This is a genomic window from uncultured Pseudacidovorax sp. (genome assembly GCF_913773995.1).
Taxonomy (GTDB): domain Bacteria; phylum Pseudomonadota; class Gammaproteobacteria; order Burkholderiales; family Burkholderiaceae_C; genus Xenophilus.
Genome location: NZ_CAJYES010000245.1, coordinates 17,846 through 30,393 on the forward strand (window position 1 = coordinate 17,846; position 12,548 = coordinate 30,393).

General features: G+C 70.4%; 9 protein-coding genes. 3 read left to right on the plus strand and 6 right to left on the minus strand.

Annotated features, from left to right (window positions below):
• Positions 1-34: 34 nt before the first annotated feature.
• Entirely contained in the window at positions 35-1,021 is a 987-nt protein-coding gene (locus QZ772_RS23110; RefSeq protein ID WP_295531646.1) for a tripartite tricarboxylate transporter substrate binding protein, read from the minus strand.
• Positions 1,018-2,001, minus strand: coding sequence for an amidohydrolase family protein (locus tag QZ772_RS23115; protein ID WP_295531650.1), 984 nt, complete (start codon positions 1,999-2,001; stop codon positions 1,018-1,020). Before QZ772_RS23115 ends, QZ772_RS23110 begins: the two co-directional genes overlap by 4 nt.
• Positions 2,002-2,388: 387 nt before the next feature.
• Here QZ772_RS23115 and paoA point away from each other — a divergent pair, with 387 nt between their 5' ends.
• From paoA to paoC, 3 genes are read left to right on the plus strand one after another with little or no spacing between them, the layout of a single operon-like run.
• Complete coding sequence (gene paoA / locus QZ772_RS23120; protein ID WP_295531653.1) at positions 2,389-2,982, plus strand: aldehyde dehydrogenase iron-sulfur subunit PaoA; 594 nt, start codon at positions 2,389-2,391, stop codon at positions 2,980-2,982.
• Positions 2,979-3,938 (plus strand): xanthine dehydrogenase family protein subunit M, encoded by a 960-nt coding sequence (locus tag QZ772_RS23125; protein ID WP_295531656.1) that lies wholly within the window; start codon positions 2,979-2,981, stop codon positions 3,936-3,938. The genes paoA and QZ772_RS23125 overlap by 4 nt, the downstream gene beginning before the upstream one ends.
• Positions 3,935-6,148 carry an aldehyde oxidoreductase molybdenum-binding subunit PaoC gene (gene paoC / locus QZ772_RS23130; RefSeq protein ID WP_295531659.1) on the plus strand — a complete coding sequence of 738 codons (2,214 nt, stop codon included), beginning with the start codon at positions 3,935-3,937 and terminating at the stop codon, positions 6,146-6,148. Before QZ772_RS23125 ends, paoC begins: the two co-directional genes overlap by 4 nt.
• A gap of 63 nt (positions 6,149-6,211) precedes the next feature.
• Here the strand turns inward: paoC and QZ772_RS23135 are convergent, their stop codons facing one another.
• From QZ772_RS23135 to QZ772_RS23150, 4 genes are all read right to left on the minus strand, one after another.
• Positions 6,212-7,411 (minus strand): Fic family protein, encoded by a 1,200-nt coding sequence (locus QZ772_RS23135; protein WP_295531661.1) that lies wholly within the window; start codon positions 7,409-7,411, stop codon positions 6,212-6,214.
• A gap of 127 nt (positions 7,412-7,538) precedes the next feature.
• Positions 7,539-8,900 (minus strand): sigma-54 dependent transcriptional regulator, encoded by a 1,362-nt coding sequence (locus tag QZ772_RS23140; RefSeq protein ID WP_295531664.1) that lies wholly within the window; start codon positions 8,898-8,900, stop codon positions 7,539-7,541.
• Positions 8,897-10,867 carry an ATP-binding protein gene (locus tag QZ772_RS23145; RefSeq protein ID WP_295531667.1) on the minus strand — a complete coding sequence of 657 codons (1,971 nt, stop codon included), beginning with the start codon at positions 10,865-10,867 and terminating at the stop codon, positions 8,897-8,899. Before QZ772_RS23145 ends, QZ772_RS23140 begins: the two co-directional genes overlap by 4 nt.
• A 48-nt stretch (positions 10,868-10,915) precedes the next feature.
• Complete coding sequence (locus QZ772_RS23150) at positions 10,916-12,262, minus strand: dicarboxylate/amino acid:cation symporter (protein ID WP_295531670.1); 1,347 nt, start codon at positions 12,260-12,262, stop codon at positions 10,916-10,918.
• Positions 12,263-12,548: the final 286 nt, after the last annotated feature.

The window sequence follows — 12,548 nt, forward strand, 5'->3', positions numbered from 1 at the left end:
AGAAGGAAGAAGGAAGAAGGGAGGAGAAAAAAGATCAGTCGGCCTTGATGCCACCCTTGCGGATGACCTCGGCCCACTTGGCCGAGTCGGACTTCTGCAGCGCGCCCAGCTGTGCGGGCGTGCCGCCCACCAGCGTGATGCCCAGCTTGTCGGCCAGGGCGATCAGGTCGGGCGTCTTGAGGGCGGCATTGATGTCGCGGTTGAGGCGGTCCACCACGGGAGCGGGCGTACCGGCGGGCGCAAAGACGGCCTGCCACTGTTCGACGACGAAGTCCTTGATGCCGGCCTCGCCCATGGTGGGGACGTCGGGCAGGGCCTTGAGGCGGGCGGCCGAGGTGACGGCCAGGGCGCGCAGCCGGCCCGACTGCACATGCGGCAGCGCCGCCGCGGCCGGGGCGAACATGAAGTTCACCTGCTCGCCCAGCGTGTCCTGCAGCGCGGGGGTGTCGCCCTTGTAGGGCACGTGGATGAAGCGGCTGCCGGTCTGCTGCGCCAGCAGCTCGCCCTGCATCTGCAGGATGGTCCCGGTGCCGCCCGAGGCGAAGGCCAGCTTGCCGGGTTGCGCCTTGGCCGCGGCCAGCAGCTCGGCCACGCTGCGGTAGGGCTGGTTGGCGCCAACCACCAGGATGTGCGGGATGGTGCCGATGGTGATCACCGGCGCGAAGCTGCCGATGGGGTCGTAGGGCAGCTTGCCCATCAGGTGCGGCGCGATGGCCTGCGGCCCGATGGAGGTGCCCAGCAGCGTGTAGCCGTCCGGCGCCGACTTGGCGACGTAGGCCGCGCCGATGGTGCCGGTGGCGCCGGCGCGGTTGTCCACGATGATGTTGGTGCCCAGCGAGCCGCCGAGCTTCTGTGCCACGGCGCGGCCCAGCACGTCGGTGCTGCCGCCGGGCGGGTAGGGCACGACCCAGGTGATGACGCGGCCGGTGGGCCAGTCGCCCTGGGCCAGGGCACTGCCGGTAGCCAGCAGGGCGGCAGCACCAGCGATGAGAGAGCGGCGGGTGAGGAAGGTCGGGTTCATGTGTCTGGGTCTCCTTGGAATTCGATGGAAGGGCCGAAGCCGTACAGCGCCGCCGGGTTGCGCACCAGCACCTGCGCGAGGCGCTCGGCGCCGCCGGTCCACTGCGCCAGCCGGTCGAGCTGGCAGGCGTCGTCGGGCAGGGGCTGCAGGCCGGCCGAGGCGGTGGCGTGGGGCCAGTCGCTGCCCCAGACGACGCGCTCCGGCGCGGCGTCGAGAAAGCTGCGTGCGAGGTCGTCCAGCGCCGGGTCCTCGGTGCTGCGCGTGGGGCTCACCAGGTAGCCGCCGGACAGCTTGATCCAGGCCCGGCCGGCGCGCAGCAGCTGCAGCACCACGGCATGCGCGGGATGGCGGCCGGCATCGCCGGGCGACAGCCGCGCGAAATGGTCGAAGACGAGCGGTACGGGCAGTGCGGCCAGCACGGCGGCCTGGGCCTGCAGCAGATCGGCCGGCATCAGCAGCTGCAGGTGCCAGCCCAGCGGCGCGATGCGCTGTGCGATGGGCGCCAGCATGTCCGCATGCGTGCCCACGCCCAGCGAGAGGTTCAGCCGCACGCCGCGCACGCGCTGCGCATCCAGCTGCGCCAGGTACCCGTCGGACTCGCTGCCGTCGATCACGGCCACGCCGCGGGCAGCGTCGCCCAGGGCGCGCAAGGCCGCGAGCATCGGCCGGTTGTCAGAGCCGTAGGTGGAGGGCGTGACCACCACGGCCCGCTGCAGGCCGGTGCGGCGCTGCAGAAGCCGGTAGTCGGCCACCGAGGCATCGGGCGGCAGCAGCCGGGCACCGGAAACGGCCGGGAAGGCGCCGTCATAGACATGCAGGTGGCAGTCGCAGGCGCCGGCCGGCAGCGGCGCCGCGGGCGGCTGCGTGCCAGCGCTGAAGGGCACCTCCGTCGAACGACCGGCGTGCGCGCGCGCACCCGCGCCCGTGACTGCGCCATCGAAGGGCGGCTGCGCGGTGGGCAGGGGCAGAGGCAAGGTCATCCGGTCGTCTCCATGCGCGGCGTCTTGGCGCTGCGATGCCGCGGACTCTAGACACGCGTTGCACTAATCACAATGCCGATTCGTACAGCGAAACATGTTGTGGTCCGTGAAACGAGACTAAGGACGATCCCTTGGCGACGTTCCGACCCCCTCTTGTTCCCGGCCGACCGCGGTAGCCCGATCCCACAAAGTCACGGCAGCGTGGCTCGCGCCTGTCCGGCGCGTCCCACATCGCCGCGCGCCTTCAACCGTCGACCTGCTGGTCCCTGCACCGAGTCGGGCGGCGGCGGCGGCACCGCACAGTGATCTGCTGCCGCCGACTGCCTCGCCACGCATCGCTGTTCGCGCCCCACCCTGTTCCAGGCGGCCCATCCCCACGGAGTTCACATGGCCCCCACGTCCAAGTCCCCACCGCTGCGCGACCGCGCACCGGAAGCCGCGCCCGGTGGCAACGCGCCCGCCGCCGCCTTGCAGACCACCGTCCGCCTGGTCGTCAACGGCCAGGCACGCAGCCTCACGCTCGACAACCGCACCAGCCTGCTCGATGCCCTGCGCGAGCACCTTCAGCTGTGCGGCACCAAGAAGGGCTGCGACCACGGCCAGTGCGGCGCCTGCACCGCGCTGGTCGACGGCCGGCGCATCAACACCTGCCTGAGCCTGGCCGTGATGCACGAAGGCAGCGAGGTCACCACCATCGAGGGCCTGGGCACGCCCGAGGCCATGCACCCCATGCAGGAGGCCTTCGTGCGCCACGACGGCTTCCAGTGCGGCTACTGCACGCCGGGGCAGATCTGCTCGGCTGTCGGCGCCCTGCGCGAACTGCGCGACGGCGTGCCGAGCCATGTGAGCAGCGACCTGCAGGCCCAACCCCTGTTGTCGCCTGACGAGATGCGCGAGCGCATGAGCGGCAACATCTGCCGCTGCGGCGCCTACAGCAACATCCAGCAGGCCATCGCCGAAGCCGCGGAGGCCACCCGATGAAAGCCTTCAGCTACGAACGCGCGGCCACGCCCGAAGCGGCGGTCGCGGCCCTCGCCCGCACGCCGGACGCCCGCTTCATCGCCGGCGGCACCAACCTGCTGGATCTGATGAAGCTGCAGGTGGAAACGCCCACGCACCTGATCGACATCAACGGCCTTGGGCTGGATCGCATCGAGCCCATCGACGGCGGCGGCCTGCGCATCGGCGCGCTGGTACGCAACACTGACCTGGCCGCCAATGCCCGCGTGCGGCGCGACTACGGCGTGCTTTCGCGCGCGCTGCTGGCCGGTGCCTCGGGTCAGCTGCGCAACAAGGCCACCACCGCCGGCAACCTGCTGCAGCGCACGCGTTGCCCCTACTTCTACGACACCGCCCTGCCCTGCAACAAGCGAGAGCCCGGCAGCGGCTGCGGTGCGCTGCAGGGCTACAGCCGCCAGCTGGCGGTGGTGGGCGGCAGCGAGCACTGCATTGCCACCCATCCGGGCGACATGTCAGTCGCCCTGCGCGTGCTCGATGCCCAGGTCGAGACGGTGCAGCCGGGCGGCCAGCGCCGCACCATTCCGATTGCCGACTTCCACCGGTTGCCGGGCAACACGCCGGAGCGCGACACCGTGCTCGCGCCGGCGGAGCTCATCACCGCCGTCACGCTGCCCGCGCCCGTCGGTGGCACGCATGTCTATCGCAAGGTGCGCGACCGCGCCTCCTACGCCTTTGCACTGGTGTCGGTGGCGGCCATCGTGCAGCCGGACGGCACGGGCCGCGTCGCCTTCGGCGGCGTCGCGCCCAAGCCGTGGCGCATGGAAGCCGCCGAGGCCGAACTGCCGAACGGTCCGCACGCCGTGACCGAGCGCCTGTTCGCCGACGCCCATCCGCGCCCCGACAACGCCTTCAAGCTGCCGCTGGCGCAGCGCACCCTGGCGGCCGTGCTGGCCGACGCGAAGGAGATGCAGCCGTGAAATTCGATCCCTCCACCACCGCCGTGCCCGGCGAGGACCTGCGCCATGTGGGCCAGGCCACGCACCGCGTCGATGGGCCGCGCAAGACCACCGGCACCGCGCCCTATGCGGGCGAATGGCATCCCGAATTCGACGCCCATGTGCGCGACGCCGCGTACGGCTGGGTGCTCGGCGCCGGCATCGGCAAGGGCCGCATCGCCAGCATGGATCTGGAAGCCGCGCGCGCCGCGCCGGGCGTGCTGGCCGTCGTCACGGCCGCGGACGCCGGCTCGCTCGACAAGTCCAAGCGCAACACGGCCCGGCTGCTCGGCGGCCCTGTCATCGACCACTACCACCAGGCCATCGCCGTGGTGGTCGCCGAGACGCTGGAACAGGCCCGCGCGGCCACCGCGCTGATCCGCGTGCGCTACGAGACCGTGTCCGGCCGCTTCGACCTGGACGCCGAACGCGAGCATGCCGAGATCGCGGGCGACGATGCCAAGACCGAGGTCGGCGATTTCGACGCCGCCTTCGCTGCCGCGCCCGTGCAGCTCGACGCCACCTACACCACGTCCGACGAATCGCACGCCATGATGGAGCCGCATGCCACGCTGGCCTCCTGGGAGGGCGATCGCCTCACGGTGTGGACCTCGACCCAGATGGTCGACTGGTGCCGCACCGACCTCGCGACCACGCTGAAGATGCCTAAGGAGAAGGTGCACGTGCGCTCGCCCTTCATCGGTGGCGGGTTCGGCGGCAAGCTGTTCCTGCGTGCGGATGCGCTGCTGGCGGCCCTGGCGTCGCGCGCGGTGGGCCGCCCTGTGCGTGTCGGACTGCATCGTCCTCTGATCGCCAACAACACCACGCACCGCCCCGCCACGATCCAGCGCATCCGCCTGGGCGCGCACAAGGACGGGCGCGTCAGCGCCATCGCGCACGAGAGCTGGTCCGGCGATCAGCCCGAGGGCCAGCCGGAGACGGCCGTCAACCAGACGCGGCTGATTTACGCCGGCGCCAACCGTCGCACCGCCATGTACCTGGCCGAGATGGACCTGCCGGAAGGCAACTCCATGCGCGCACCGGGTGAGGCGCCCGGCATGGCGGCGCTGGAAGTCGCCATGGACGAGCTGGCCGAGCGCCTCGGCATCGACCCGGTCGAGCTGCGCCTGCGCAACGACACGGAGGTGGACCCGGAGCATCCCGAACGCCGCTTCACCCAGCGCCGCCTGGCGAACTGCCTGCGCGAAGGCGCCGAGCGCTTCGGCTGGGACCAGCGCCCAGCCAAGCCCGGTCTCAAGCGCCAGGGCCGCTGGGCCATCGGCGTGGGCATGGCGGCGGCCTTCCGCAACCACATGCTGATGAAGTCTGCCGCGCGCGTGCGCCTGGCGCCCGATGGCCGCGTCACCGTCGAGACCGACATGACCGACATCGGCACCGGCAGCTACACCATCCTGGCGCAGACGGCGGCCGACCTGCTGGGCGTGCCCTTGGATCGCGTGGACGTCAAGCTGGGCGATTCGGACTGGCCCGTGTCGGCCGGCTCGGGCGGCCAGTTCGGCGCGGCCAATGCCACGGGCGGCGTCTATGCAGCCTGCGTGAAGCTGCGCGACGCCATCGCCCGCAGGCTGGGGCTGGAGGCCGAGGGCGCCGAGTTCGTGGACGGTGAGGTCCGAAGCGGTGGCCGCAGCGTGGCCCTGACCGATGCGGTGAAGGACGGCGAGCCGCTGACCGCCGAGGACGGCATCGAGTACGACGAGTCGCTGTCCAAGCAATGGCAGCACTCGACCTTCGGCGCCCACTTCGTGGAAGTGGCGGTGCATGTGGACACGGCCGAGATCCGCGTGCGCCGCATGCTGGCGGTGTGTGCCGCCGGCCGCATCCTGAACCCGGTGACGGCCCGCAGCCAGGTGATCGGCGCCATGACCATGGGCGTCGGCGCCGCGTTGATGGAGGAGTTGGCGGTGGACACGCGCCTGGGCCTCTTCATCAACCACGACCTCGCGGGCTACGAGGTGCCGGTGCATGCCGACATTCCCGAGCAGGAGGTGGTGTTCCTCGACGAGCCGGACGGCATGGCCTCGCCCCTGGCCGCCAAGGGCATCGCCGAGCTGGGCCTGTGCGGCGCGGCGGCGGCCGTGGCCAACGCCGTCTACAACGCCACGGGCGTGCGGGTGCGGGACTATCCGGTCACGCTGGACAAGCTGATCGCGCAATGGCCGGCGGCGGCGTAAGGTGCCGGCAAGGAGCATGCAGCGCCAGCGCCGTGCTGTCTGCTCCTGCCATTCGCCAGACTCTTATTCAGTGACGGCCGCCGCAGCCTCCGGATAGAGGCTGGGAAAAAGGATGTTCAGGGCGTGCAGCGGGAAGGCAAGCCGCAGCGGACCACGATGGCTGTCGCTCTGCAACAGCCCATCCTTGAGGAAGCGCGAAATCACCTTCCGGGCTGTGCGCTCTTCCAATCCCGTCATGCGGCTGAACTCGCCGCGCGACAGGGTCCCAGCGGCGGCGAGCATCTGGAGCGGCAATACCGCTTCTTCGCGGTACTGCGTCGAATCACCACCCGCTCGTCGCACCAGCACCCAGGCTTGCAGACGTTCGCGCAGGCGACTCAGGTCCAGCATGTGCGCCATGAAGCTGATCTGGTCCGCGCAGACTTCCAGGAAGTAATTGCACCAGTCCCAGAGTGCCTTCTCGCTGAGATTGCCGCGACCGTCTAGGCCGGCCTGACGCATGGCGTCAGCGCCGTCGAGCATCAGGTAGTAGCGGTCCCGGTCCCGCGCCAACCCCCGATTGACCGACCAGAGTCCGCCACTCAAAAGAAACAGGGCGCAGTGCGTCTGTAGGCGCACCGCACGGCCGTTGCCATCCTCGAAGGGGTGGGTCCACATCATCCGGTGATGGGCGGCGGCCACGGTGTAGAGCAGCGCATCGACGCCTTTCAGGCGGCCATACACCTCGTCCATCCGCTCGAGAAATAGCGGAACTGAAGACCAGATCGGCGGCTGGTGGCGGCCAACGGCCACGTCGTGCCGGCGAAGTTCGCCGGGCAGGATCTCGCGGCCATCGTCGGTACGCCGGTCCGCCGCCGGAAGTCGCTCGTAGAGCTGGCGATGGGCCTGCTGCACAAAGCCGCTGGACAGCGCCTGTGCCTCCGTGCTCACCAGCGGTTCGAGCGCCCGCTCGGCCTCGATGTGCGCCAGCGCCAGCCGCTGCCGCCGCGCCACATCGGGTGTCGCTGAAAAGTCCTGCCGAAGCGCCCGTTCGATGTGGGCGGGATGTGTGCTCTGCCCCTCGATTCGGTTGGAGTAGTACGAGTTCATGGATCGCACGATCTCGCGCAGACCAGCCCGCACCGGCTCGCTGGCCGCAGCCTTGAGGGCGGCCGACTTTTCGAACACCTCCCGTGTCCGCTCCCGAAGCAGGCCCAGCCTTTGGGCGGGAACCAGGGGCTCGAACTGATGCGGCTGGTCGAAGACAGCGATGGGAGTAGACACCACGAATTTCCGGTTCAGTTTCTGCTCATTCTATGAATATGTCATTGAATGACAGCAACTTATGAATCAGATAGCCACATCGTGATTCCGGTTCTTTTTCCGGCTCTTTCTTCGGTGGCCCCAGCCGCTACTCCTCTCGCCTATACCCCGCCGCATCGATCCCCAACCGCTTGAGCTTGTCGTACAGCGTGGCCTTGGCAATGCCCAGTTCCTTGGCGGCCTGAGGCACGTCGCCCTGCAGGCGGCGCAGGGCCTCGCTGAGCAGGGTGCGCTCGATCTGCTCCAAGTGCTCGGGCAGCGAGACGCCGCGCTGGCCGCCGCCCAGGGCGTCGGAGAAGCTGTCGCCCAGCAGGCCGAGCACATAGCGGTCGGCCACGTTGCGCAGCTCGCGCACGTTGCCGGGCCACGCGTGGCCGAGCAGCGCCGACAGCGCCTGGGTGTCGGGCACCGGCGCCGGCTGGCCGTAGCGCTTGGCGGCCTGCAGCGTGAAGTGCTCGAAGAGCAGCGGGATGTCCTCGCGCCGCTCGCGCAGCGGCGGCAGCTCAATGAAGGCCACGCCCAGGCGGTAGTACAGGTCGGCGCGAAAACGCCCCTGCTCGCTGGCCTCGCGCAGGTCCACTTTGCTCGCCGCAATCACGCGGCAGTCCACCGCCACGTGCTGGTTGGAGCCCACACGTTCGATGGTGCGCTCCTGCAGCGCACGCAGCAGCTTGACCTGCACTGCCATCGGCATGCTTTCGATCTCGTCGAGGAACAGCGTGCCGCCGTGCGCATGCTCGAACTTGCCGATGCGGCGCTTGACGGCGCCGGTGAAGGCGCCGGCCTCATGGCCGAAGAGTTCGCTGTCGACCAGGTTCTCGGGCAGGCCGCCGCAGTTGACCGGCACGAAATGACCGCCCCGCCGGCTGCTGCGCTCGTGCAGGCAGCGCGCGACCAGGTCCTTGCCAGTGCCCGTCTCGCCATAGATGACCACGTCGGCCGGCGTGGCCGCGAGCGTGCGCACGGCCTGCCGCACCCGCTCCATGGCGGCGGAGCGGCCGATGAGCGTGGCCTTGATGCCGCTCCAGTCGTCCAGTGCGCGGCGCAGCGATTCGACTTCCAGCGCCAGCCGGCGCTGCTCGGCGGCGCGGCGCACCACCGCCACCAAGCGGTCCGAGGCGTAGGGCTTCTCGATGAAGTCGTAGGCGCCGTCGCGCATGGCCTGCACCGCCATGGCGATGTCGCCATGGCCGGTGACCAGGATCACGGGCAGCTGCGGGTCGGCCTTGTGCAGCTCGGCCTGCCAGCCCAGGCCGCTCTGGCCGGGCAGCTGCACGTCGCACACCACCACGGCCGGCACGCCCTCGGTGATGGCGGCGCGCGCGGGCTCGACGGCGCCGAAGGCCTGGACCTCGAAGCCGGCCAGGTCGAGGGCCTGGGCAGCGCCCAGACGCACGTCCTCGTCGTCCTCGACCAGCAGCACGCGGATGGGATGGGTGGGGGCGTTCATGGTTGTTCGCGGGGGGCGGGGGCGGGGGCGGGTGCGGGTGCGTCGGCGGCGACTTCGGCGGGCAGCTCGATGACGAAGGCGGCGCCGGCCCCGTCGGGCATCTCGTCGGGCCGGGCCAGGCGCAGGCTGCCGCCGAAGGCCTGGATGATATGGGCCGACATCATCAGCCCCAGGCCCAGGCCGCGGCCGGCAGGCTTGGTGGTGAAGAAGGGCTCGAACAGCCGCGCCTGCGCCTCGGGCGGGATGGGCGGGCCGCTGTTGGCGACGACGATGCGGCAGAGCACGGCGGCGCTGTCGCGATCGGACTCCTGCCGCTGCCCGAGGCTGGCCGCAGACGGACGGGAATCTTCGGCCGCCGCATCCATGCGCAGGGGATCGCCGCACTGCGCCGTCGCGGCGATCCATCGCGTCCCGGCCGGCACTTCGGCCAATGCATCGGCCGCGTTGCCGACGAGGTTGGCCAGCACCTGGACCAGGCGCGTCTCCTCGGCCATCACGGCCAGATCTGCCGGCAGGTGGTCGGCACGCAGCTCCACGCCCAGCTCGCGCAATCGGGGCGCGTGCAGCAGCGCGGCCTCGCGCCATGCGCGCTCCAGCGGCACGGGCACCGGCGGCTCGGTGCGCTTGTGCGCAAAGACCTTGAGCTGGGCGGTGAGCCGGCCCAGCCGATGCACCAGCTGCGCGATGCGCGAGAGGTTGGCCCGTGCGTCGTCGGTGCGGCCACGCTCGAGCAGCAGCACCGCGTTGTCCGACAGGGTGTGAAGGGCCGCCAGCGGCTGGTTGAGTTCGTGCACCATGCCGGCCGACATCTGGCCCAGCACGGCCAGTTGGCCCGCATGCACCAGCTCGGCCTGGGCGGCCCTCAGTTCGGCGGTGCGCTCCTGCACGCGGCGTTCGAGCGAATCATTGGCGGCTTGCAGTGCCGTGCGGCTGGCCAGCTGCTGGCGCACCAGCCGGCGGCGCTGGCGCAGCACCAGCAGGCCCAGCAGCAGTGCGGCGGCCGCCAGCGCGGCACCACCCGCCGCCGCTGCAGCGACCGCCCGCACCGGCCCCTCGTCGCTCAGCAGCACCAGGCGCCAGCGCCCGGCGTCCAGCCGGTGCACGGTCGCCGCATAGGTCCGGCCGTCCAGGCGCACCTCGCGTACCGGGCCGGGTTCCAGCGGCCCGTCGCCGGCCATGCGCCACGACAGGGGCGTGAGCGGGGCGTCGCCATAGCGCCGCGAGGTGGCGGCCTCGGCCCGCTCGGCCTCGGGCAGCGGCGCGATGGGGCGGTACTTCCAGTCCTCGCGCGAGGCCAGGATGGCGACCTGGTGCTCGTCGAGCAGCAGCATCTCGCCGGGCAGCTGGCGCCAGGCCAGTGCCGCGGGGCGCAGATCGATTTTGACGGTGGCCACGCCGCGCACCGTGCCGCCGCCGCGCGGCAGCGCATAGGCCAGGTAGTAGCCCGGCACGCGGCTGGTGACGCCGATGCCGTAGAAGCGCCCGCGCCCACCCGCCAGGGCCTCGCGCAGGTAGGGCCGGTACGACAGATTCTGGCCGGCGGGCGTGCCGAGCTGGCCATCGTCGCTGGCCGCGGCGGCCACGCCACCGGGTTCGAGCACGTAGAGCGTCTCGGCCCCGGCGATGGCGTTGAGCGCATGCAGGTAGTGACTCGCCTGCGCGCGCAGCGCCGGGTCGAAGGGACTGGCCAGCAGCTGCTGCACCTGGGGCGAGGTCTCCAGCAGCGCGGGCAGGTAGTCGAAGCGGGCCAGCTCGGCCTCGATGCGGCCGACCTCCATGTCCAGCCGGTGGTCGGCCGCCTCGCCCAGCCGGTCCAGGCCGATGCGCAACGCCAGGGCATAGGCGCCCCAGGCGGCCAGCGCCACCAGGGCGAGCACGGCCAGCGCCGGACCGAGGCGGGTGCGCCCGGCGCCGGTCGGCAGGAATGAAAAAGGGGCGCGTCGCGCCCCCGGGGAGTTGGATGCCACGGCGCGAGTATGGCCGTGGCGGGCGGCAGCCGGCGCTGCCGTGGCTTCTCAGGCCGCCTTCGTGGGGAAGCGCGCGGTGGTAGCGTCCAGCACCTGCTCCGGCGCATCGGCTTCGAGCGTGCTCTCGTTGTTCAGCACCTCGTGCATGCGGCTCTCGTCGAGGTCGCCGGTCCACTTGCCGACCACCACCGAGGCGACGGTGTTGCCCACGAGATTGGTCAGGGCGCGGGCCTCGCTCATGAAGCGGTCGATGCCCAGGATCAGCGCCAGACCGGCCACCGGCACATGGCCCACGGCCGACAGCGTGGCCGCCAGCACGATGAAGCCGCTGCCCGTGACGCCGGCGGCGCCCTTGGAGGTGAGCAGCAGCACCAGCAACAGCGTGATCTGGTGCGTGATGTCCAGCTGGGTGTTGGTGGCCTGGGCGATGAAGACCGCGGCCATGGTCAGGTAGATGGAGGTGCCGTCCAGGTTGAAGGAATAGCCCGTGGGCACCACCAGGCCGACCGTGGACTTGCGCACGCCCAGGTTCTCCAGCTTGGCCATGATCCGCGGCAGCGCGGCTTCGGAGCTGCTGGTGCCCAGCACGATCAGCAGTTCTTCCTTGATGTACTTGACCAGCTTCCAGATGCTGAAGCCGTGCAGGCGCGCCACGATGCCCAGCACCAGGAACACGAAGACGAAGCAGGTGGCATAGAAGGTGCCCATCAGGAAGGCCAGCTGCTTGAGCGAGCCCACGCCGTACTTGCCGATGGTGAAGGCCATGGCGCCGAAGGCACCGATGGGCGCCACCTTCATGATGTAGCCCACGATCACGAAGAGCACGTGCGAGGACTTCTCGATCATGTCGAACACCAGCGTGCCGCGGCCACCGAAGCGGTGCAGCGCGAAGCCGAAGAGCACGGCCACCAGCAGCACCTGCAGCATCTCGCCCTTGGCGAAGGCGTCCACCACCGTGTTGGGGATGATGGCCAGCAGGAACTCGGTGGTGCTCTGCATCTTGCCCGGGCCGGTGTAGGCGGCGATGGCCTTGGTGTCGAGCGAGGCCGGGTCCACGTTCATGCCCACGCCGGGCTTGACCACGTTGACGATGATCAGGCCGATGATCAGCGCCACGGTGCTCATGATCTCGAAGTACAGCAGGGCGTAGCCGCCGGTCTTGCCGACCTTCTTCATGTCCTCCATGCCCGCGATGCCGACCACCACGGTGCAGAAGATGATCGGCGCGATGATCATCTTGATGAGCTTGATGAAGCCGTCGCCCAGCGGCTTCATGTCGGTGCCGAGGGCGGGATAGAAGTGGCCCAGGAGCACGCCGATGACGATGGCGACGATGACCTGGAAATAGAGGGACCGGTATAGCGGCTGGCGGGGGGCGGGTGTGGGGTCTTGCATGCGGGCTCCTGGGGTGTCTCCGTTGCGGGATGGGCGCCATCGATGACGGCCGCTGATCAGCGCAAGGAGGGTGCCAGCCCAGACGGGCGGCGGAGGCGATGCAAGTTATTGTTTTTGAACGGCTTTTTGAAGCCTTGCGGCGCGTGGCCAAGCCGCACCCGGACTGCTCGCCGCAGGTGCGTCCGGCGCGCCGGACGCAAACTTTCGGGAAAACCCTAGGACTTGGGCGTCGAGCCCGGCTTCGACAGGCTCAGCCCGAACGGGTGGGATTGACTCAGCCCGAACG

What these genes read in the sequence shown, in the direction of transcription:
- QZ772_RS23110 (WP_295531646.1), bottom strand. Translation starts at nt 1,021, where the DNA reads ATGAACCCGACCTTCCTCACCCGCCGCTCTCTCATCGCTGGTGCTGCC.
- QZ772_RS23150 (WP_295531670.1), bottom strand. Translation starts at nt 12,262, where the DNA reads ATGCAAGACCCCACACCCGCCCCCCGCCAGCCGCTATACCGGTCCCTC.
- QZ772_RS23140 (WP_295531664.1), bottom strand. Translation starts at nt 8,900, where the DNA reads ATGAACGCCCCCACCCATCCCATCCGCGTGCTGCTGGTCGAGGACGAC.
- paoA (WP_295531653.1), top strand. Translation starts at nt 2,389, where the DNA reads ATGGCCCCCACGTCCAAGTCCCCACCGCTGCGCGACCGCGCACCGGAA.
- QZ772_RS23125 (WP_295531656.1), top strand. Translation starts at nt 2,979, where the DNA reads ATGAAAGCCTTCAGCTACGAACGCGCGGCCACGCCCGAAGCGGCGGTC.
- QZ772_RS23115 (WP_295531650.1), bottom strand. Translation starts at nt 2,001, where the DNA reads ATGACCTTGCCTCTGCCCCTGCCCACCGCGCAGCCGCCCTTCGATGGC.